This window comes from Pseudomonas sp. PDM09 (assembly GCF_014852305.1).
Lineage (GTDB): Bacteria > Pseudomonadota > Gammaproteobacteria > Pseudomonadales > Pseudomonadaceae > Aquipseudomonas.
Window position 1 is genome coordinate 784,851 of the sequence record NZ_JACVBI010000001.1, and the last position, 21,902, is coordinate 806,752.

Sequence of the window (21,902 nt, forward strand, 5' to 3'; positions counted from 1 at the left end):
CTAACTCCCTGCTTTTATTGTTCTTTCTAGAGAAGCTCGCGCGCGAGCGATGCTGGATCGTATCAGTGCAAATTTGTGATGTACAACCGGGATACGTGCAGGTGCTGTTTGCATTTTTACCTTAGGGCAACATCAGAGGATCGCAACCTTTGGCAGCCTGACACCGTTTTGAATCAAGCTCGAACTTGTGGCGAGGGAGCTTGCTCGCGTTCGACTGCGTAGCAGTCGCAGGCTCTGTGAAGGGGCTGCTTCGCAGCCCAGCGGGAGCAAGCTCCCTCGCCACAAAACCTGCTGCTGCCATTGATAAACTCAGGTTCTGCTGCTCAGCACTTCACCGATGCTACGGCGCCTGGCATGCAACTCGCTGGCATGGATCAACTGCTCGAGGTCTTCAGGGGTGACGTCGTAGAAGGCCTCCATGTCGGCGAGGGCCAGTTTCAGATCCGCGGCAGTGATCGCCTGGCTGTCGGGAACGGGCATCATCGGTGCCGGTTCAGAGGGACGTTTTGGGTAACGAATGCGCGTCAGATTGTTGTACGCCAATGCGCTGAGCAGCATCGTCGAGCCACTGAGCATCACCGGGCCGAGGGCTTTCCACCCCAGGGCGATGGTCGCCGGGTCTGCCACCACCATAAGCAACGCCAAGGCACCAGCCGGTGGGTGCAAGCAACGCAGCCAGCACATCAGAATCAGTGCCATGCCCGCCGCCAGGCAAGCGCTGCCGAGGGTGCGTCCGAGCACATGAGCGACCAGCAGCGAGACCACTCCCGCGCAAAGGTAACCGCCAAGAATCGACCACGGCTGGGCAAGCGCGCCCGAGGACACAGCGAACAACAGCACCGCCGAGGCGCCCAGTGGCCCGATCAGATGCAGCGCCACGTCCATGCCGAACACTTGGCTGCAGAGCCAGACGCTGAACATCGTGCCCAGTGACATGCCGATGGCGGCGCGGCTCCATTCTGAAGGGCGGGTATTGATGGCGGCAGGTAACCAGCGAGCGAACATGAGGCAAACGGTCCGTATAAAAATCCAGGCAAAAAAAAGGCTTAGCTGGGATACCCAGAAAGCCCTTGAAGTAGTTCCAACTATTGGGGGAGGAACGCCGCACAGTGTGCCGATCATTCCTTATGCTGACAAATTCATATTAATGCTGTTTCAGTGCATTATTTTTGCAGTATTGCCACGCGCCGACCGCTCATGAAGCACAGCAAACCGCCCATCGCCGTCAACGCACTCAGTGCATAAAACATGGTGGGCGCGGGCGTGTGCAGCAGCAGATAGCCACAGATCACCGGGCTCAGCGCCCCACCGAGGGCCGCGAGATTCTGTGCGCCGTAGTAGCTGCCACGCAGCTCTTCCGGGGCCAGGGTGTCGACGAACAGAAATTCGGCCGGGTAAATGATCATTTCGCCAAGCGTGAAGATGAACATCGCCACGCACCAGCTCACCAGGCTGTCAGCCAGGCTGAAACCAATCAACCCGAGGATGAACAGGCTGGTGCCGCCAGCAATCCAGTAACGCAGTTGTTCGCGTTTGAGGAACCGGCCGATCTGGTATTGCAGCAGGATCACGCTGATGGCGTTGCAGGCGAGCAGGGCGGCCATGGTTTCCAGGGCGCGTTTGGTGTCTTGGGTGACCAGCAGGTATTGCGACAGATACAGGGTGAAACGACCGTGCACCACGGTGCTGAGCAGGCAGCCGCAAGTGAACATGATCAGCGTGCGGTCGTTCTTCAGGGTGATCAGGGTTTTGAGGAAACTCTGGGGCTGGCCGATGGCGGGTGTCTGGGCCGGGTCTTTGGGAATCCCGCTCATCAGGAAAATACTGAAGAATGCGATGCCGCCGGCGATCAGGAACGGCGCCAGCGGCTGCACCCCGGCGATCACCACGCCGAGCATCGGGCCGGTGGCGTAGCCGATATTGGTCAGGGTGTAGCGCAGCGAAAAAGCCTTGGCGCGCTGGCCCACGGGCAGGTTTTCGCTGAGGATCGCCTTGGACCCGATCAGGAACAGCGCCGAGGCAGTTTCGGTGATCACCAGGGTGGCGGTGGTCAGGTAGAGGTTTTCGGCGAAGGTCAGCAGCACGAAACCGATGGCGCTGGAGAGCATGGTCAGAATCAGCAGCCGACGTTTTTCGAGGCGGTCGATGATGTAACCGCCGTAAAGCGCGAGCAGGGTGGCGATAAACACCGCGATGCCCAGCAACAGGCCGACGTCCTGTTGGTTGAGGCCGAGTTTGTTGCTCAGAAACAGGGTGAGCAACGGGCTGGTGATGGCGCGGCTGATGACGATGGTCAGCGAAACGATCATCAAGCGGCGGATAACGAGGGAGTAAGTGGCCACGGTGGGGCAAATGTCCTTATTTTAGATTTCGTAGTGTTCGCCGGGATATCGAGTCGCTGCCATTCGCGAGCAAGCCCGCTCCCACATTAAAACTGTGCCGATCACAAAATTTGTGATCAACCCGATCAACTGTGGGAGCGGGCTTGCTCGCGAAGAGGCCGGACCAGGCAACACACTATTCAACTCAGCCACCGATCAAGCGCCCGAACCGATTCCAGCTCTTCCAGCCGCCACAACTGCTCAATCAATCCTTGCACCCGCTGTCGCGGCATAACCCGGCCCGCCAGACTGAAGAACTTCTCCTCCAGCGCCTCATCACTCAGCGGATTGCCCGGCGCACCCAACGGTACCTCAACACACAAACTCGCCTGCCGACCGTCCACGGTCTGCAGGCTGACCACAGGCTCGCCATCCTCCGACAGTAGCGGGTCGACTTCAAGGTGAATGCGCGACATCCAATAAGCAATTCGCGGGTGGTGGCGCTGTTCGTCGTCGTAGGCTTCCAACCGGCAATGCCCATGGACCAGCCGGGCGGCGAGGGCATAACGCAGGCTCATTTGCGCAGCCGGCAGGGTATTGATGTCCTGACCGCCACACATGTCCTGAAGGAATCCGCACAACGAAACCTGAACGCTTTCGACCTGATCCGCGCTGACCTGCAATTGATCCAGCAACAGGCCCAATGCATCGATCGCCGAATGCGTGCCCCGGCATGCCGCATAGGGTTTGATCGAGCAGCGGGCGAGTTTCCACACGTGGCCCAGTTCGGCATCCAGCGCCTCGGGCACGGCGGTATCCGCCGCGAGGGTCTTGAGAAAACCGCCCCAGACATCATCGAACAATTTTGTCGGCCCGGTGATGCCTTGTTGAGCAAACCGTGCCGCCAACAAACCACCTTCGGCGGCGCGACCGCTGTGGAGTTTTTTGCTTTGCGAGCCGTCATGAATGAAGGCCCAAAGACCGCCGCTGAAGCTGCCGGCGATGCCCAGCGCCGCAAGGGTTTGCTGCGCATCCAGACCCAGAATCCGGGCACTGGCCGCCGCTGCGCCAAAGACCCCGCACGTCGCCGTGGAGTGCCAACCGGCACCGTTGTGGGCCGAATAACTGCCGCAGGCTTCGAGTACCCGACGGCTGAGGTCGTAGCCGATCACCACGGCGGTGATCAACTCGCGGCCGTTTACTGACGCTTCAGAAACCGATAGCTCCGACATCGAGAGCGCAGCCATCACCGCCGGCAGCACCACCGCGCCGGAATGGTCGCAACCGCCGGTGTCGTCCAGCTCCAGGGCATGCGCGGCGATGCCATTGAGCATGGCGGCCTGTGCCGCGCCGACCCGCTGACCGGTGCCCCAGACCAACGTGCTGCCGGCCTCACCCTCGAAAACCTGACGTGCCTGCTTCGCCACATCACTGCCAGCCCCGGCCAGGGTCACGCCGAAGGTGTCGAGGATGTGTCGCCTGGCTTGCGCAACCAACGCGGGAGGTAAATCTTCGAAGCGAGTATCGACGCAGAACTGTGCCAACCGCTCCATTCGCACGACTCCATCGTAGGCGCTACCGAAGGCTGAGATTTGTTGATCTTTCATACGCCGTAATCCCGGTAATGACGTTCGTACACGGTCGCCGGATGATCCTCGGCCACGGGCGCTGCCGATTCAGCCCACCATTGAGCGACCTCGGCACCGGTGGCGATCCACACGTCATCGTGCTGTTGAATGCTTTGTAGCAATTGGCGCAACACGCCGATCCGCCCGGGCGTGGCGATGATTTCCGGGTGCAACCGCAGCACGTAACACAGCCCGAAGCGGTGAAACCCGGCGAAGTCCATTTGCAGGTTGCCCAGGGTATGGCTGTAGGAAGCGATCCTCGATTGCGCGGGCGGCACCGCCGGGCTGAGGTTGAAGGCGAAGTAGGGCTCATCTTCCAGTTCGTAGTGCAACGGCAGCTCGATCACTTCGGGTGCCGTCGGGTGAGCGAAGGGCAAATCATCGCCGCGCCATGACGAGTCCCAGCGGATGCCATGCTCCCTTAACGCTTCAATGAAGCCGGCCGCACCGTTGCCGGCCGGAATACGAAAGCCTGTCGGACGCTGACCGGTCAGCGCGCTCAAGGCCGCGCAACCCTTGGCGACCTCGGCGCTTTGCTCGGCCAGCGTCAGGTTGTCGTAGTTCTGATGGCGATACCCGGCGCAGGCAATCTCATGCCCGCCAGCCTGGATCGCTCGGATGTGCTGCGGGTTTTCTTCGGCGACGATGCCGGGGATGCACCAACTGCTGGAAACGCCCCGTTCTTCGAAAAGCCTGAGCAAACGCTCGACACCGCGTTGGGTGCCGTAGCGCCACACCGATAAAGTCTTGTCGCGCCCGGCGACTTCCGGCGCCTGGGTGAGGATGCCGTGGATGTCGTTGTAATCGACGGTCAGCACCACGGCGCAGCGATAGCCGTTTGGCCAGACAGTGGAATCAGCCATGGTGATGCTCCTTCAGCCACCAGTGGGCGACGTCGCGGCAGGTGGCGAACCAGACGTCGTCGCGTTGGCGCATGTGTTCGAAGAGCTTTTCCAGAAGCAGGATGCGCCCCGGCTTGCCGGTAATCTTGGGGTGGAACAGGGTGGTCAGGCACAACCCTTCGTCCATGGCGCCGTCGAACTCGCGGCACCAGTTGTCGAGGGTCAGCGCGTAGCTGGCGGTACGGTCCAACCCCGATGGAAAGTCCGGCGCGCGGGTGTAGGCGAGGGAGGCATAGTCGTCCATTTCCCAGCGGCCGGGGATTTCCACCAGTGGCGTATCGAAGCCCGGCACGTTGACCAGGTACGGCCGATCATCGCCGCGCATGCTGCTGGAATAAGTCACGCCGGCTTCCACCAGCATGGCCGGTGTTTCGGCCCGCCAGTCGCCGGATGGTGTGCGGAAACCTTCGGCGCGGATGTTCAGATGCTTCCAGAACACCTCGCGGGATTTGTGCATCACGTCCTTTTGCTGGTCCAGCGTCAGGGCGTAAAAGGATTCATGTTTGTAACCGTGGTAAGCCACCTCATGCCCGCGCTCGACGATTGCCTGGCACTGTTTCGGCCAGTTCTCCACGACCCAGGCCGGGACGAAAAACGTGGTCGGGATCCGGAACTCATCCAGCAAATCGAGAATCCGCGGCAGAGCCCGATAGGGGCCATAACCACCGAAACCGAAATACTCGGGCTTGCGCCAAATCGAGCCGTTGAGCATCGCATCGCCGGTCGGGCCATCGAGGTCGAAGGCCAGGGCGAGGCAGGCTGTGTGCTGGTCCGGCCAGGTCGGTTGGGGTGAGGAGGACATGTGGTGCTCCAACTATCTAAAAATAAACGCCGAACCCTGTGGGAGCGGGCTTGCTCGCGAAGGCGGTGTGTCAGTCAACATCAATGCTGGCTGACAGGGCCTCTTCGCGAGCAAGCCCGCTCCCACAGGTTTTCCGGTTGGTCACAAAATTGTGATCGACCCGGATTTAGTGTGGGAGCGAGCCTGCTCGCGATGGGGCCGGCACATTCAACATCTATGTCATCTGACAGACCGCTATCGCGAGCAGGCTCGCTCCTACAGGGCAAGCATTACTTGCCGGCGTTAATGGTCACGGTCTTGATCGCGCCCAGTTCCAGGTCCCACTTCTTCAGGATCGCCTGGTAACTGCCGTCATCGACCATGCTCTGCATCGCCACTTTCACCGCTTCACTCAGCTCAGGCTTTTTCTTGCTCACGCCCAGACCGGTGAACTGCTTGGAAATTGGCAGGCCCACGGTTTTGTACATGTCCTTTTCCTGGGTCTTGAGGTACGGCAGGGTTTCGCTGCCCTGCATGGCTGCGTCGATACGGCTTTGACGCAGTTGCGCGCGGGCGTCGGCCGAGCCTTCGGTGCCGATCACGTTGATCGCAGGCTTGCCGGCGGCTTCGCAGTTGGCCTTGCTCCACTCGGCGATTTCCGCCGGGAAGGTGGTGCGGCGGCTGGTGCCGACTTTCTTGCCGCACAGGTCGATGATCTCGTTCGTGTCCTTGTTTTTCTGCAAGGTGTAGAACTGCGGGCCGCTGGTGAAGTAGTCGACGAAGGTCACGCTGGCCTGACGCTCAGCGGTGTCGGTCATGCCCGACATCACCATGTCGACACGGTCGGTGGTCAGCGCGTTGATCATTTGTTCGAAGCCGGTTTCCTGCCATTTGATCTTCACGCCCAGCCGCTCGGCCAAGGCGTTGCCCAGGTCAACGTCGAGGCCGGTGAGGGTATTGGTGGCCGGGTCCTTGAAATCCATCGGCGGGTAGTTCGGCATGATCGCTACCACGACCTCGCCCTTGTCCTTGATGCTGGCCGGTAGTTCGGCGGCCCAGGTGAAGCTGGAAGCCATAACGCCTGCGAGTACTGCTGGGATAACTATGTTCTTCATGGTCGTTCTCTTATGAGTGTTATTACGCAGCTCTTGGTTTCCGAGGCTGGCGCTTAGGTTCGAACGGCAGAAATGAAGCTTTGGGTGCGTGGGTTTTGTGGACTTATTAGTATTTCTTCGGGGCTTCCAGCCTCCACGATCTGTCCTTCGTCCATGAACACCATGCGGTTGGAAACCTCGCGAGCGAAGCCCAGTTCATGGGTGACGACGATCATGGTCATGCCGGTCTGCGCCAGATCGCGCATCACCGACAGCACCTCTCCGACCAGTTCCGGGTCGAGTGCCGAAGTGGGTTCATCGAACAGCATCAGCTTGGGGCGCATGGCCAACGCGCGGGCAATCGCCACTCGTTGTTGCTGACCACCCGACAGTTCGATCGGGTAGCTGTTGCGCTTGTCGGCCAGGCCGACGCGAGCGAGCAATTCCAAGGCTTCTTCGTGCGCTTCTTTGGGTGAACGCTTGAGCACCTGGCACGGCCCTTCGATGATGTTTTGCAGCACAGTCATGTGCGGGAACAGGTTGAAGCGCTGGAACACCATGCCGGTGGCCAGGCGCTGACGGGCGATCTGCGACTCGTTGAGTTCGTGCAGCTTGTTGCCGACGATGCGGTAACCCACCAGTTCGCCGTCGACCCACAGGCCGCCCTTGTCGATTTTTTCCAGCTGATTCACGCAGCGCAACAGGGTGCTCTTGCCAGAGCCGGACGGGCCGATGATGCACAGCACTTCGCCTTGCTCGACCTCGATGTTGATGTCCTTGAGTGCGTGGAAATGGTCGTAGTACTTGTTCAGGCTCACGGCCTTGACGATGCTTCTCATGTTGAACTCCTCAAGAACGCTTGCCGGCGCCGCGAGCGAAACGACGCTCCAGACGGCTTTGACCAAAGGACAGAACAGTGACGGTGGCCAGGTACCAGATACCGGCGACGATCAGCAGCTCCATCACGCGGGCGTTGGCGTAGTAGATGTTCTGGGCGTTGTAGAGCAGTTCCGAGTACTGGATGACACTCGCCAGGGAGGTCATTTTCACCATGCCGATGAACTCGTTACCCACCGGCGGAATGATGATCCGCATGGCCTGGGGCAGGATGATCCGGCGCAGGGCTTGCAGGCGTGGCATACCGATCGACTTGGCGGCTTCGTACTGCCCGGTGTCCACCGAGAGCAGGCCGGCGCGCACCACTTCGGCGGTGTAGGCGCCCTGGTTGATGCTCAAACCGAGGAGGGCGGCCACGAACGGTGTCATCAGGCTCACGGTGTCCATTTCGAACAGGCCGGGGATGCCGATGGTGGGGAAAATCAGTGCCAGGTTGAACCACAGCAGCAGTTGCAGAATCAGCGGCGTGCCGCGAAACAGCCAGGTGTAGGTCAGCGCCACATAGCGCAGGATCGGGTTGGCCGACATGCGCATGATGGCGGTGATCACCCCGAACACGATGCCCAGCGCCATCGCCAGCACCGCCATGACGATGGTGTTGAGCAGGCCCCACATAATGGCCTGTGAGGTAAGGAACTGGCCGATGTACGACCATTCGATCTTGCCTTCGGCGAAGGCCCGTACCAGACCGATAATTGCAATCACGATCACCGTGGCGAAGAAAATCCGCCCGTAGTAACGCCGTGGCACATGCTGGTACTGGGTGATATCGAACTGGTTTTCCGCCAGTTTGCGCTCCGCCTGGAGTCGTTCTGCCTGAGTCTGGCTCATGTTGTTTCTCCGTACGCTTGGTAATTCAGGCCAACCACAATCCCCTGTGGGAGCGGGCTTGCTCGCGAATGCGGTGTGTCATTCAACATAAATGGCGACTGACACGGCCCCTTCGCGAGCAAGCCCGCTCCCACAGGTTTTGTGTCCTGCTTCAGAGCCGGAAACCCTGATAGTTCTCGGTCCATTGCTGCTGGGCGGCGAGGGCGGTTTTCAAACGGCCGATCTGCTCGCGCACCTGTTGCGGCGCGGTGCCGCCCCAGCCGCTGCGGGCGGCGATGGCGGCTTCCAGCGTCAGGCTGTCGCGCACTTCAGGTTTGAGGCGCGAATCGATCTCGGCCAGCAGCGCCGGAGATGCTTCCCACAATTCGATCTCATGTTTCTCACAGGCCTGGACCAGTGCACCGGTGATTTCGTGAGCTTCCTTGAACGGCACGCCGCGCACTGCCAGCCAGTCGGCCACTTCGGTAGCGAGGGTGAAACCCAGCGGGGCCTGACGACGCAGTTCTTCGACGTTGACCTTCATCGTCGCGACCATTCCGGCCATGGCCGGCAGCACCAGCAGCAGGGTGTCGACGCTGTCGAGCACGCCGTTCTTGTCCTCACTCAAGTCGCGGTTGTACGACAGCGGCAGGGATTTGAGGGTCGACAGCAAACCGGTCAGGTTACCGATCAGGCGGCCAGCCTTGCCCCGGGCCAGTTCGGCGATGTCCGGGTTTTTCTTCTGCGGCATGATCGAACTGCCGGTGGCGTAGGCATCGTCCAGCGCGACCCAGCGAAATTGCCGCGACGACCACAGGCAGAACTCTTCGGCGAGGCGGGAAATGTTGATCCCCAGCATGCTGGCAATGAACAGGAACTCGGCAACGTGATCGCGGCTGGCAACGGCGTCAATGGAGTTTTCGCACACGCCGCTGTAGCCCATTTCCTTGGCCGACTGCTGCGGCAGGCGAGCAATGGCGGAACCGGCCATGGCCGCCGCGCCGAGTGGCGACAGCGAGGTGCGCACATCCCAATCCACCAGGCGCTGCACGTCACGCAGCATCGATTGGGCGTGGGCCAGCAAGTGGTGAGCAAAGACGATTGGCTGGGCCTGTTGCAAGTGGGTGAACCCAGGGCAGATGCTCTCGATGTGTTGCTCGGCCTGATCCACCAGCGCTTGTTGCAAGGCCAGCACTTCGACGGCCAGGGTGCGCACGTGATCACGCAGGAACAGCCGCAGGTCATTGGCGGTCTGGTCGTTGCGCGAGCGGCCGGCGCGCAGCTTGCCGCCCAGTGCGCCGAGGCGTTCGGTCAGCAGGCGCTCGATGAACGTGTGGACGTCTTCGTCATCCAGCGTCGGCGCGATGCTACCGGCACGGAAGTCATCACCGATACGCTCCAGGGCGTCGAGCATGGTCTGGGTTTCCTGCTCGCTCAGAAGCCCTGCGCGCTGCAATTCCCGGGCATGCGCCTTGGATCCGGCGAGGTCGTACGGGGTAAGGCGAAAGTAGCGCTCGGGACAACGGGACAGGGCCGCCAGGGCTTCGGACGGGCCGCTCTTGAAGCGGGCACCCCAGAGACGGTCGGTGGTTTGAGACATTGTTGTTTTTCCTCGTCGTTGCTCGGAAGTTAAAAATTAATCTGGTGTGAGGCCGAAGAGCTTCGCGGGCAAGCCTCGCTCCTACAGATCATCAGTGTGCAGAGCCTGGAACACCCGCCGAAAATCATTCGGGCGTGGTTCGGCTCAATCAAATTCAAGGGCAGGGGAAAAGCGCAGTTGCTAAATGGCGAGAGCTGATCGAAGTGTCAGCTTTTAATAGTTCGAAATCAGTGAGTTGGCACTGATCGACGGGATTTATTAACGGTTGCCAAGCCTTGTTTTCTGTGTTCATTATTATTAGCCAGCACTGTTTTTGTTGTTGGGCACAGATTGTTGAATAGGGCGCCAGAGGTAAATAAGCATTATGGAAACCCCACTTTCCAATTCCGGAAACCCGCCGCCAAAAACGCTACATCGGGCACCGCTGGCCCTCAGCGGTCTGGACTTCAAACTGCTCAAAGTATTCAAGGCTGTGGTCGAGGCGGGTGGCTTCAGTGCGGCGCAGAATGAGCTGAATGTGGGCCTGGCGGCCATCAGCAAACAGATCTCCGACCTCGAGATTCGCATCGGCATGCGCCTGTGCACCCGAGGGCGGGAAGGGTTTCACCTGACCGAAGAAGGGCGCCTGGTGTACCAGGCATCAATCGATTTGTTTGCCTCCGTCGACAACTTTCGAGACCGGCTTAGTTCGGCGCAGAATGAACTTATTGGCGATCTTGGGGTGGGTGTTATTGATAATACGATCACCGACGATAATTCACCGTTAGTTGCGGCGCTTAGAAAAATAAATGAAGAGTCGCCAAAAGTAAGGTTTCAACTTCAAGCGTCTCAGTTAGATGAGGTAGAAAGAGGCGTCGTCGAGGGGCGGTTAGTGGCCGGGATCGTGCCGGTTTATCAGAAAAGAGAGGAGTTCGATTACTTCCCGCTTTATGAAGAACGCTCGTACGTGTATTGCGCCGTCGGCCATCCGCTGTTCTCAGTGCTGGAGGCGGAGATGGGCAGCAATGTGCTGCAGGATTACGAGTGCATCAACCACCGTTACGCGATCCATCGAGACAAACTGAATTTTGCCCGCTACGACAGCTTTTCTGCGTCGGCAACTCAAGTGGAAGCCGTGGCGCTGCTGGTCAAGACCGGCCGTTTCGTGGGTTTTCTGCCCGAGCATTACGCGGCAACCCTGGTGGCTCAGGGACAGTTTCGGGCGGTGCGGCCGGACCTGATCAACATCGTCACGCCGTTCAATTTGATCCTGCGTCACAACACTGTGCGCAGTCCGCTGGTAAAGGCGTTTGCCCAAGCGTTGGGGGTGGATTTGAAGGCGTCGGTTTGACGCTAACGCCGCGTCAAGCGCATCGCACAGCGTCGCTCCCCCGGAAAACCGTGGTTGCTTTCATTGTTCAACACCGCCGTTAAACGCGGGCCGATTTCAGCCAGGCTCAAAGTTTCAAAACCGAGTTGCCGATAAAACGATTCATTCCAGGGCAAGTCGCGAAACGTAGTCAAAGTCAGACCGTGGAGTTCTCGTCTACCAGTGCCGTTAACAGCAACTTGCGGCCAGCGCCCAGGACAAGACTGCGTACACCGAGTTCATGTAGGAGCTGCCGCAGACTGCGATCCTTTGATCTTGATCTTCAGCAATTTCAAAGCCGCCAAAAGATCGCAGCCTTCGGCAGCTCACAAAGGGGGGCTGGAAGATGGGCGCGTCACGCCACGACCGAGGCCGCTGGCCATTGCTGATGGGGAATCGGCAGGTTGCGTGATTCGCCACGGCCCATCGGGAAGTACAGGAAGCCACTGCGGGCCAGGCGTTCGGCGTCGTACAGGTTGCGCCCGTCGAAGATCACCGGAGCGTTAAGCCGTTGCTGGATCAGATCGAAGTCCGGCGCCTTGAATTGCTGCCATTCGGTGCAGATGATCAGTGCGTCGGCCCCGGTAAGAACCGATTCTGGTGTGCCCATGAGCATCAGCTTAGATTCGTCCGGGTAAAGATGTTGGGTTTCCTGCATGGCTTCCGGGTCGAACGCTCGTACATTGGCCCCGGCGGCCCACAGCGATTCGAGCAGCACCCGGCTCGGCGCATCGCGCATGTCGTCGGTGTTGGGCTTGAAGGCCAGGCCCCACACAGCGAAGGTCTTGTCGCGCAAATCGCCCTTGTAGAAGGCGTTGATGCGTTCGAACAGTTTGTGTTTCTGCCGCTCGTTGATGGCTTCCACCGCTTGCAGCAGGTCGCTGTTGCAATGGGCTTCTTCGGCACTGTGAATCAGCGCGCGCATGTCCTTGGGGAAACACGAGCCACCGTAACCGCAGCCGGGATAGATGAAGTGATAACCGATGCGTGAATCGGCGCCGATGCCCAGCCGCACCGATTCGATGTCGGCGCCCAGGTGTTCGGCCAGCTCGGCGATCTGGTTGATGAAACTGATCTTGGTTGCCAGCATGCAGTTGGCGGCGTATTTGGTCAGCTCGGCGCTGCGCAGGTCCATGAACATGATGCGGTCATGGTTGCGATTGAACGGGGCGTAGAGATCGCGCATCACATCGCGCACGTCATCGCGCTCACAGCCGATGATGATGCGGTCCGGGCGCCGGCAATCGGCCACGGCCGAACCTTCCTTGAGAAACTCGGGGTTGGAGACGATATCGAACTGCAGCAGCCGACCGACCTTGAGCAGGCACTTTTCGATATGCGCGCGCAGGGTATCGCCCGTGCCCACCGGCACCGTGGATTTCTCCACCAGAATCACCGATTGTTCACGGTGACGCGCCACCGCTTCACCCACCGACAGCACGTAGCGCAGGTCCGCCGAACCATCCTCCCGGGACGGCGTGCCGACGGCGATGAACAATACCTGGCCATGCTGCACCGCGAGTTTTTCGTCGGTGGTGAACTGCAGCCGTTTGGCTTCCAGGCTCTCACGCACCAGGCTGGCCAGCCCCGGTTCGAAGATGCTGACGTGGCCTTGTTGCAGCAACGCGACTTTCTTCTCGTCAATGTCCATGCACACCACGTCGTGGCCGACTTCAGCCAGGACGGCAGCTTGCACCAGGCCAACATAACCGCTACCAAATACACTGATTTTCATAGAGCTCTCCTGATAGTGGGCACGTGAGCAGGTCGAGAGTTGATGGTGATGACACCGAGAATGACCAGCGCCACCCCGAGGGTTTTCGAAAGACTGAAGGTTTCGTTGAACAACGGCAGGCTGGCGGCCAGCACATACACCAGCGCGTAGCTGATGCTCAGCAGCGAATAAGCCCTACCCAGGGGCAAGTCCCGCAGGGCGGCGAGCCAGGTAAGCATCGACACGGCATAGGCGAGAATGGCGGCCAGCACGACGACTACGGCGGACACATCGACGCTGCCGTTGCTCAAGGCGGATATCAATTGTTCGGGATGGGGCAGGCGGGTCATGCTCCAGCGCATACCCAACTGCGCGGCGCTGCCCAGCAGCACGCTGCCCAAGGCGAAGGCGAGTCCGCGACGCAGGCTCATGCGTGTTGCCCCAGCAGCGCCACGCCAGCGATTACCAGCGCCACGCCCAGCCAGTGACGGCGGTCGATGGTTTCATGAAAGACGAAGCGGGCGACCAGTGTGATCAACACAAAATTCAGGCTGAGCATGGGATAGGCGACGCCGACTTCGAGGCGCTGCAACACCAGCAGCCAGACCAGCAAGCCCAAGCCCAGAGAGGCGAGCGCCAGCCACAGCCACGGCGAGCGCAGTTTCTCGCCCCAGCCCGACGTCTTGCCGCGCCAACTTTCCACGGCGTATTTCTGGGCGATTTGGCCCAGGCAGGTCAGCAGGCAGGCAGCCAATACGAGCAGCAGGCTCATGGCGCCCCCTGAGGAAAGATCAGAATCACCAGGTTGCCTTGTTCATAACGTTTGCCATCCTTGGGCAGTCGTTCGATTTCTTGCAGCTCGCCATCGCCCTTGACCCGCATCACCACGCCGACCGAACCACTCTGGCGGGCTTCGCGCATCCACTGTTGCACCTTGTCCAGGTCGACTCGCTGCTTCACTGAATCAGGATAGGCGAGGCCATATTTCAATTCGCCTATCGTGTTGTATAACGCCACGTCGGGGCGTTTCAGGCGCCAGGCCAGGGCTGCAGCGGCGCCCAGGTCATTGCTCAGTAACTTGCCGGTCTGCGCCAGTTCCTCGGCGTGCTCGAGGATGAACTGGTCAGGCATCTTGTTCGCCACCACCGAGTCGGGCAGTCCGGCCGGCAGCACACCGATCAGCAGCAAACTGCCAAAGGCCGGTGCCGCCCAGCATTGCAACGGGCGGAACGCTTGCAGCAGGTTGGCCATGATCCAGCCGGTCAAGCCGATGAACACCAGAACGAGGTTGTGCAGTTCATGGTTGTACAGCGGTTTTTTTAGTTGCAGATAGATCAGCGCAATCAGGATGATCAGGCCCAGCGTCAGGTTCAGCAGGCCATTGATCCCCAGTACCCGGCCCTTTTCCAGCTTCAGACGGTCTGCCAGTGCATGGCCCAGCAACAGCGCCAGGGGCAGCAGGCAGGGCAAGATGTAGGTCGGCAATTTGCCGTTGCTCAGGCTGAAAAACGTCAACGGCATCAGCAGCCACAGCAACAGGAAAGCAATGCCCGCCTGATGCCGGGTCTGCCACGCCTGTTTCAGTGCCGACGGCAGCAACGCCGCCCACGGCAGACTGAACGCCACCAGCAGCGGCAAATAGAACCACCACGGTGCGTCATGCTGGGCGTCATCCCCGGCGAAACGGCGAATGTGTTCGTGCCAGAAGAAGAACCGCCAGTAATCGGGTTCCTGCGCGTGCACCGCCAAGGCCCACGGCAGGCTCACCGCGATGGCCACGGCAATCGCCACCGGGCCGTAAGTCAGCAGCTCCCGCCAGCGTTTTTGCCAGAGCATCCAGGGCAGGGCGATCAGCACCGGCAGCAGCCAGGCGAGAAACCCCTTGGTCATGAAGCCCATGCCGCAGGCCAGCCCCAGAACCGCCCAACCGAGCAGACGCCGGCCACGGCTGACGCTGTCCAGCGCAAACCACAAAGCCACCAGACTCAGATTGACCCAGAAGGTGAATTGCGGATCGAGGTTGGCGTAGCCGGCTTGCCCGGCGACGATGGTAAAACTCATGTACAGCAGCGCGCAGGCGAAGCTTTTGCGCGGTTCGTTCCACAGCCGGCGGGCGATCAGGTAACACAGCAACACGCTCAGCCCGGTGCTCAGCACTGAGGCGATACGCACACCAAACAGGTTGTCGCCAAACAGCGCTTGGCCAATGGCGATCATCCAATAACCGGCCACTGGCTTTTCGAAGTAACGCAGGCTCATGAAGTGTGGCGACACCCAGTTACCGCTCAGGAGCATGTCCTGGCTGATCTGGGCGTAACGGGTTTCATCGGGAATCCATAAACCGTGGGTGCCCAGCGGCAGCAAGTACGCCAACGCCAGAACGACCAGCAAAAACGGCAGTGCCCAGCGTTTGCTCATACGCCTTGTACCCCGAGCCAGCCTTCACGGCCCTCGAGGGTTCCGCGCGCGACATGACCCATGGGCAAAGTGGCGGGTGCCTCGGGCAGCAGGTCGCCCAGGGGTTGGAAATGAATGTCCTGCCGGCGCGCATCGGCCAGCAGTTGACGGAAATCGTTGGCCATTAGAATCCCTTCTACTTCGGCATGGATCGTGTAGACGTTGAGTGCTTGCGGGGTGAACCGCTCAAGAATGAACGCGTTGAAGTCCTTGGCGGCGACGTTCGGGCCGACCACCTCATCGAAGGTCGGCAGGTCCACCGGAATCTGCGGTGTCCCCGGACTGCCATCGGCCAGCGTCGGCCGGAACAGGCGCTGGCCCCGACAATCGCTGTTGTAGCGAAAGCCGAAACCCTGCTTGGCCTCGATCACACGCTCGTCCGCCCGCCAACCGGCAGACGCCGAGCACTCGACCTTTTGCCCGAGAATATCGCTGAGGCTGTCGACGCCACGGCGAATCTGCTCGATCAACTGCGCCTCGCTCCAGCGCCCGGCATTGGCCTGCCAGCCGTGGTGATCCCAGGCGTGCAGGCCGACTTCATGCCCTGCCGCCAGGGTCTGACGCATCAGGTGCCCGAGGTCGCGGCCGATCGGTTTGCCCGGCCACGCGGTGCCGGCCAGCAAAATGTCCCAGCCATACAGGCCGGCGGCGTTGGAACGCAGCATCTTCCAGAGGAACTGCGGACGGATCAGGCGCCATAGGTGGCGCCCCATGTTGTCCGGCCCGACGCTGAAGAAAAACGTCGCCTTGACCTGAGCCTCATCGAGCATGTCCAGCAGATGCGGCACCCCCTCACGGGTGCCTCGGTAAGTGTCGACATCGATTCGTAGGCCTGCCTGCATCAGCATGATTCTTCTGTAGATCGCTGAGCGACTTCGAGCATGGCTTCACGCAGGAAGAAGTCCAGCGTGTTGCCGATGGTTTCGCTCATCTCGACTGTTGGTCTCCAGTCAAGCAGACGTTTGGCGTTGGCGATGCTCGGTTTGCGATGAGACACGTCCTGATAGCCAGTGCCATAGAAGGCTTTGCTTTCGATATCGCGGAATCCGGCGAATGGCGGGAAGTTGGCGCGCAGCGGGTGCGCCTCGAACTGACGCAGCAGTTCTTCGCCCAACTGACGAATGCTGGCCTCGTTATCCGGGTTACCGATGTTGATGATCTGGCCGTTGCAGACGTCGTTCTCGTTGTCGATGATCCGCGCCAGGGCTTCGACGCCATCGGCGATGTCGGTGAAGCAGCGTTTTTGCTCGCCGCCATCGAACAGGCGAATCGGTGTGCCTTCCACCAGGTTCAGGATCAGTTGGGTAATGGCCCGGGAACTGCCGATGCGTGCCGAGTCCAGACGGTCCAGGCGCGGGCCCATCCAGTTGAAAGGGCGGAACAGGGTGAAATTCAGGCCTTTCTGGCCGTAAGCCCAGATCACTCGGTCGAGCAACTGCTTGGAGATCGAGTAGATCCAGCGTTGCTTGTTGATCGGGCCGACCACGAGGTTGGAGCTGTCTTCGTCGAAGTTGCCATCCTGGCACATGCCATAGACTTCGGAGGTCGACGGGAAGATCACGCGCTTGTTGTACTTGACGCAGTAGCGAACCAGTTTCAGGTTCTCTTCGAAGTCCAGTTCGAACACCCGCAGCGGATTGCGGGTGTATTCGATCGGCGTGGCAATCGCCACCAGTGGCAGAACCACGTCGCACTTCTTGATGTGGTACTCGATCCACTCCGAATGGATGCTGATGTCGCCTTCGACGAAGTGGAAGTTCGGATGGCTGCGCAGGCGCTCGATGGCGTCCGAGCCGATGTCCAGGCCGTACACTTCATAGCGGTCGTCACGCAGCAGACGTTCGGACAGGTGATTGCCGATGAAACCGTTGACGCCGAGGATCAGGACCCGGGTGCGACGCGGTGCACGGCCCGATTCGGCGCCGCGCAGCACCGAGCCATCGACCAGCCCCAGTTCGTTGGCCAGTTGCGGGCCGCTCAGGTACAGGCCGTTGTCGTTACGCTGGCCGGCGTTGATCACCAGCGAGTCTTCGCCGCAGGCGATACGCAATGGGTCGACGCTGATGACCCGGCCCGGTAGCAGTCCTTCATTGCCCTTGACCACGTCGGCGCTCCAGACAATCAGCTTGTGCTCACCCACCGCGCAGAACGCGCCCGGGTAAGGCTGGGTCACGGCGCGGACCAGATTGAACAGCTCTTCAGCCGGTTTGTTCCAGAGCAGTTTGCCGTCCGCCGGGGTGCGACGGCCAAACACCGTGGCTTGGGATTCGTCCTGAGGCGTTTCGCTGACTTTGCCCTGAAGCAGCGCGGGGAGGGTGTCGCGCAACAGATCGGTGGCCGCCAGGCGCAATTTACCGTGCAGGGTCAGCGCGGTGTCGGTGCGCTCAATCGCCACCCGTTGCTGGGCGATGATCGCGCCGGCGTCGGCACGCTTGACCATGCGGTGCAGGGTCACGCCGGTTTCCGTTTCACCATTGACCAGCACCCAGTTGGCCGGTGCCCGGCCACGGTAGCGCGGCAGCAACGAGCCATGCAGGTTGAACGCACCTTTACTGGCCGTGGCCAGCAGTGGCTCACTCAACAGATTGCGGTAGTAGAACGAGAACAGGTAATCGGGGTTGAGCTTGCTGATGCGCTCGATCCACAGCGGATGGTTGGCGTCTTCCGGGGCGTGCACCGGGATGCCTTTGCGCGCGCACAGCTGCGCAACCGAGCCATAGAACGCGTTTTCCTTCGGATCGTCGGGATGGGTGAACACGGCGGCAATCTCGTAACCTGAATTGAGCAGGGTTTCGATGCCGGCACAGCCAATATCGTGATAAGCGAAGACAACAGCTTTTGCGCTCATGAGAGAACCTGATCTGCGGAAGTGGAAGTGAGGCCGTCGACAGTGGCTATGGAGATGGCAGTGGGAGCAGGGGTAGAGGGGGGGCTACGCAGAACCTTTTCGATGAAGAACCGTGGACGCGCCCGGACGTCGCTGTACATGCGGCCCAGGTACTCACCCAACAGGCCCATGCCGATGAATTGCCCGCCGGTAAAAACGAACAGCACGGCGAACAGCACAAACAGACCATCGCCGGCCCACTCGGCGCCGAAGACCAGGCGCAGGACGATCAGCATGACGGCGAACAGCAGGCCGAGGCCGGCCATGCCGAAGCCGACGATGCTCAGTAATCGCAGCGGTGTGGTGGTCATACAGGTGATCAGGTCGAACATCAGGCTGATCAGGCGCATCGAGCTGTATTTGGATTCGCCGTGTTCGCGCTCGGCGTGGGTCACCAGAATTTCCGTGGTGTGGCGGGCGAAGCTGTTGGCCAGGATCGGGATGAAGGTGCTGCGTTCGCGGCAGGCGAGCATGGCGTCGACGATGGTCCGGCGATAGGCGCGCAGCATGCAGCCGTAGTCACTCATGGCAACGCCGGTGGAGCGTTGCACGGCGAGGTTGATCAGCTTCGACGGCCAGCGGCGCAAGGCCGAGTCCTGACGGTTATTGCGCACCGTGGCGACCACGTCGTAGCCCAGTTCTGCCTGAGCCACCAGCCGCGGGATTTCTTCCGGCGGGTTTTGCAGGTCGGCGTCGAGGGTGATGACCACATCACCTTTGCACTGTTCGAAACCGGCCATGATCGCTGCGTGCTGGCCGTAGTTACGGTTGAGAATGACCGCCACCACCGGGCTGCACTCGCGATTGGCAGCGTCCTCGAGGATTTGCGCCGAGTTGTCGCGACTGCCGTCATCGACCAACACAATTTCGTAATCCTGGTGCAGTTGCTGGCACGCCGCTTCGGTGCGCCGGAGCAACTCGGGCAGGCTGTCTTGCTCGTTGTAGACCGGAATGACGATTGACACGCAACGGATTGGGTAAGGTCTCACAGGCTTGTATCCAGAATGGTTTCAATGGCGCCGACGACACGATCGACATCATCGGTGGTCATGTCGGGGAACAACGGAATCGAACACAGCCGCGCCGAATTCCATTCGGTGTTGGGCAGGTAGATGTCGGGGAAACGCTGGCGGTAGTACGTGTGCAGGTGCGTGGCGATGAAGTGAATGCCGGTACCGATGTTCTGTTCTTGCAGGGCTTTCATGAACGCCTCACGGTCCAGCCCGCAACGTTCGGTGTCGATACGCAGAATGAACAGGTGCCAGGCGTGCTGCTGCGTATACGCCGGAATGGCCAGCGGTTGCACTGGCAAGCCTTCCAGGCGTTGCAAATAGGTTCGGGCCAACTCCGTGCGCTTGGCGTTGATCGCGTCCAGACGCTCCAGTTGCACCAGGGCAATGGCCGCGTTGATGTCGGCCAGGTTGTACTTGAAGCCAGGCTCCATCACTTGGGCCTGGGGTTTGCGGCCGTGGGTCAGGCGGTCGTAGGCATCCACGCCAAGGCCATGAAACTTGAGCATGCGCACTCGAGTCGCCAGGGCTTCATCGTCACTGACGAACATCGCGCCCTCGGCGCAGGTCATGTTCTTGATCGCATGGAACGAGAAGATCGCCGTGCCTTGGGCGCCGACATGACGACCTTTATAGAAAGTACCCGCCGCGTGGGCCGCGTCTTCGATGACGGCGATCCCGTGCTGGTCGGCCAGCGCGTAGAGCGGATCGAGGTCGAACGCCGCACCGGCGTAATGCACCGGAATGATCGCCTTGGTGCGCGGCGTGATTGCCGCGTCGATGCTCGCCAGGTCGCTCATCAACGTGTCGCGGTCAACGTCGACGAAAACCGGCGTCGCGCCGAGCAGGCAGATCATGTTGGCGGTCGATACCCAGGTCTGGGACGGTGTGATGACTTCGTCACCGGGACCAATTCCCAAGGCCAGTAACGTGATATGCATCCCGCCGGTGGCCGAGGACAATGCGACGGCATGGCGACAGCCTACATAGTTGGCGAAGTGCTCTTCCAGTTGCTGGTTTTTCGGCCCGGTAGTGATCCAGCCGGAGCGCAGTACTTGCTCTACGGCAGCAATTTCTTCATCGCCGATACTGGGGCGGGAGAAGGGGAGAAACGCCTGATTCATGGGCACCTCGCGGCTGAAAAATGAATAGCCTTACAGGCGAAAACATCGGATCCAATATTAGCGTAGACGCAAAAACGAAAGCTGCATCAAGTAGTTGCCAGAACTGGTGACAAATCACATTGGTTGACTTTTCGTGTCGTGGCCGGCACGTTGGACGCTTACAAGGTGTTATTTCGGATCCATGGAGGTTAAGCGCGGTTTTGTGAAAGGAACATGAAAAACCGGTAGGCGAATCGTTTATCTGAAGCTCATACAGCCACTGTTCAGACTTCTGCCGTTTATTGCGATTTTTATAGGAAAAGACTTACAGATGTGTCCGCGTTATAGGACTTGTGTTGCATTGCTTAGTTGTTTTGTTGAACTTTATTCATTTCAAGGCCGTTTCATTGATTGACTTACCTGCTACTGAATCCAGCATTTCCAAAGCCAACCCGTTAACCCTGTACCTGGCACGTCTGGCACCGTCCAGCCAGTTGACCATGCGTTATGTATTGCAGGACGCCGCCGACCGTCTGGACTTCGAAGACATGAACATCGAAGAGATTCCCTGGCATCAACTGCAGCCCGAAGATGTCGTTGCACTGGTGGCGACCTTGCGCGAAGACGGCTACGCGCCCAATACCTCGTCGCTCTACGTTAATGCGGTGCGCGGGGTGATGAACGAAGCGTGGCGCATGAGCCTGATCAGTCAGGAGCATCTGCTGAAAATGCGTTCGGTCAAAGGCATTGCCGGCACGCGACTGTCCCAGGGGCGCAACCTCAAGCGCACCCTGATTCGCGATCTGATGGAGGTCTGCGCAGCCGATCCACGGCCACAAGGGCTACGGGATGCGGCAATCATCGGGATTCTGTACGGGTCGGGGATGCGCAAATCGGAGTCGGTGAATCTGGATCTGGCACAGGTGGATTTCACCGAGCGTAGCCTGTGCGTCACCGCCAAGGGCAACAAACAGCTGATCAAGTACGCGCCAGCCTGGGCCTTCGCCAAACTGGATGCGTGGCTGGAGTTGCGGCGTTCGCAGTTAAAGGAGGGCGAGACGGATGATCCGTTCCTGTTCAACCGCATCCGCCGTGGCAGCCACATTACCCGCGAGCGCATCACCAAGCATGCGATCTACTACATTGCCCGGCAACGCGGTGCGCAGGTCGGGGTGAAAATCATGCCGCACGATTTTAGGCGGTCGTTCATCACCCGAGTGATTGAAGAGCACGACCTGTCGATCGCGCAGAAACTGGCCCACCACAGCAACATCCAGACCACGGCCAATTACGATGTGCGCGACGACAATGAACGCCGTCGGGCGGTCGATCGCTTCGACCTTTGACGGC

Annotated in this window: 19 protein-coding genes; 2 read left to right on the forward strand and 17 right to left on the reverse strand. The window is 60.1% G+C overall.

What is annotated here, in order from left to right; translation table 11 throughout:
- Positions 1-309: 309 nt before the first annotated feature.
- From IB250_RS03490 to argH, 9 genes are all read right to left on the reverse strand, one after another.
- Complete coding sequence (locus IB250_RS03490) at positions 310-1,005, reverse strand: HPP family protein (protein ID WP_192342989.1); 696 nt, start codon at positions 1,003-1,005, stop codon at positions 310-312.
- 158 nt (positions 1,006-1,163) lie between these two features.
- Complete coding sequence (locus tag IB250_RS03495) at positions 1,164-2,342, reverse strand: MFS transporter (protein WP_192342990.1); 1,179 nt, start codon at positions 2,340-2,342, stop codon at positions 1,164-1,166.
- 179 nt (positions 2,343-2,521) lie between these two features.
- On the reverse strand, positions 2,522-3,928 hold the full coding sequence (locus tag IB250_RS03500) for an MmgE/PrpD family protein (RefSeq protein WP_192342991.1): 1,407 nt from the start codon (positions 3,926-3,928) through the stop codon (positions 2,522-2,524).
- Entirely contained in the window at positions 3,925-4,812 is an 888-nt protein-coding gene (locus IB250_RS03505; RefSeq protein ID WP_192342992.1) for a polysaccharide deacetylase family protein, read from the reverse strand. The genes IB250_RS03500 and IB250_RS03505 overlap by 4 nt, the downstream gene beginning before the upstream one ends.
- Positions 4,805-5,653: a polysaccharide deacetylase family protein gene (locus IB250_RS03510; protein WP_063343602.1), complete on the reverse strand. Its 849-nt coding sequence runs from the start codon at positions 5,651-5,653 to the stop codon at positions 4,805-4,807. The genes IB250_RS03505 and IB250_RS03510 overlap by 8 nt, the downstream gene beginning before the upstream one ends.
- A 269-nt stretch (positions 5,654-5,922) precedes the next feature.
- Positions 5,923-6,747 (reverse strand): ABC transporter substrate-binding protein, encoded by an 825-nt coding sequence (locus tag IB250_RS03515; protein ID WP_007900204.1) that lies wholly within the window; start codon positions 6,745-6,747, stop codon positions 5,923-5,925.
- A gap of 53 nt (positions 6,748-6,800) precedes the next feature.
- The gene (locus IB250_RS03520; RefSeq protein WP_007900205.1) at positions 6,801-7,565 is read right to left on the reverse strand and encodes an amino acid ABC transporter ATP-binding protein; all 765 of its coding nucleotides are present in this window, start codon (positions 7,563-7,565) and stop codon (positions 6,801-6,803) included.
- 10 nt (positions 7,566-7,575) lie between these two features.
- Positions 7,576-8,454, reverse strand: coding sequence for an amino acid ABC transporter permease (locus IB250_RS03525; RefSeq protein ID WP_105346141.1), 879 nt, complete (start codon positions 8,452-8,454; stop codon positions 7,576-7,578).
- A 151-nt stretch (positions 8,455-8,605) separates the two neighbouring features.
- Complete coding sequence (gene argH, locus IB250_RS03530) at positions 8,606-10,033, reverse strand: argininosuccinate lyase (RefSeq protein WP_063343604.1); 1,428 nt, start codon at positions 10,031-10,033, stop codon at positions 8,606-8,608.
- A gap of 364 nt (positions 10,034-10,397) precedes the next feature.
- On the opposite strand from argH, the gene IB250_RS03535 reads away from it, so the two are divergent.
- Positions 10,398-11,363, forward strand: coding sequence for a LysR family transcriptional regulator (locus IB250_RS03535; protein WP_192342993.1), 966 nt, complete (start codon positions 10,398-10,400; stop codon positions 11,361-11,363).
- Positions 11,364-11,736: 373 nt separating this feature from the next.
- Here IB250_RS03535 and IB250_RS03540 read toward each other — a convergent pair whose 3' ends face one another.
- From IB250_RS03540 to arnB, 8 genes are read right to left on the reverse strand one after another with little or no spacing between them, the layout of a single operon-like run.
- Entirely contained in the window at positions 11,737-13,116 is a 1,380-nt protein-coding gene (locus IB250_RS03540) for a UDP-glucose dehydrogenase family protein (protein ID WP_192342994.1), read from the reverse strand.
- On the reverse strand, positions 13,113-13,526 hold the full coding sequence (gene arnF / locus IB250_RS03545; RefSeq protein ID WP_192342995.1) for a 4-amino-4-deoxy-L-arabinose-phosphoundecaprenol flippase subunit ArnF: 414 nt from the start codon (positions 13,524-13,526) through the stop codon (positions 13,113-13,115). Before arnF ends, IB250_RS03540 begins: the two co-directional genes overlap by 4 nt.
- Positions 13,523-13,867: a 4-amino-4-deoxy-L-arabinose-phosphoundecaprenol flippase subunit ArnE gene (gene arnE / locus IB250_RS03550; RefSeq protein WP_008072369.1), complete on the reverse strand. Its 345-nt coding sequence runs from the start codon at positions 13,865-13,867 to the stop codon at positions 13,523-13,525. The genes arnF and arnE overlap by 4 nt, the downstream gene beginning before the upstream one ends.
- A complete protein-coding gene (gene arnT, locus IB250_RS03555) occupies positions 13,864-15,513 on the reverse strand; it encodes a lipid IV(A) 4-amino-4-deoxy-L-arabinosyltransferase (protein WP_192342996.1) in 1,650 nt (549 codons plus the stop codon). The genes arnE and arnT overlap by 4 nt, the downstream gene beginning before the upstream one ends.
- Positions 15,510-16,394 carry a 4-deoxy-4-formamido-L-arabinose-phosphoundecaprenol deformylase gene (arnD, locus tag IB250_RS03560; protein ID WP_192343201.1) on the reverse strand — a complete coding sequence of 295 codons (885 nt, stop codon included), beginning with the start codon at positions 16,392-16,394 and terminating at the stop codon, positions 15,510-15,512. Before arnD ends, arnT begins: the two co-directional genes overlap by 4 nt.
- Positions 16,394-18,400, reverse strand: coding sequence for a bifunctional UDP-4-amino-4-deoxy-L-arabinose formyltransferase/UDP-glucuronic acid oxidase ArnA (arnA, locus tag IB250_RS03565; protein ID WP_192342997.1), 2,007 nt, complete (start codon positions 18,398-18,400; stop codon positions 16,394-16,396). The genes arnD and arnA overlap by 1 nt, the downstream gene beginning before the upstream one ends.
- Positions 18,397-19,428, reverse strand: coding sequence for an undecaprenyl-phosphate 4-deoxy-4-formamido-L-arabinose transferase (gene arnC, locus IB250_RS03570; protein ID WP_192342998.1), 1,032 nt, complete (start codon positions 19,426-19,428; stop codon positions 18,397-18,399). Before arnC ends, arnA begins: the two co-directional genes overlap by 4 nt.
- The gene (arnB, locus tag IB250_RS03575; protein WP_192342999.1) at positions 19,425-20,573 is read right to left on the reverse strand and encodes a UDP-4-amino-4-deoxy-L-arabinose aminotransferase; all 1,149 of its coding nucleotides are present in this window, start codon (positions 20,571-20,573) and stop codon (positions 19,425-19,427) included. The genes arnC and arnB overlap by 4 nt, the downstream gene beginning before the upstream one ends.
- A 386-nt stretch (positions 20,574-20,959) precedes the next feature.
- Between arnB and xerC the strand changes: the two genes are divergently transcribed.
- Positions 20,960-21,898, forward strand: coding sequence for a tyrosine recombinase XerC (gene xerC, locus IB250_RS03580; protein ID WP_371317105.1), 939 nt, complete (start codon positions 20,960-20,962; stop codon positions 21,896-21,898).
- Positions 21,899-21,902 lie beyond the last annotated feature (4 nt).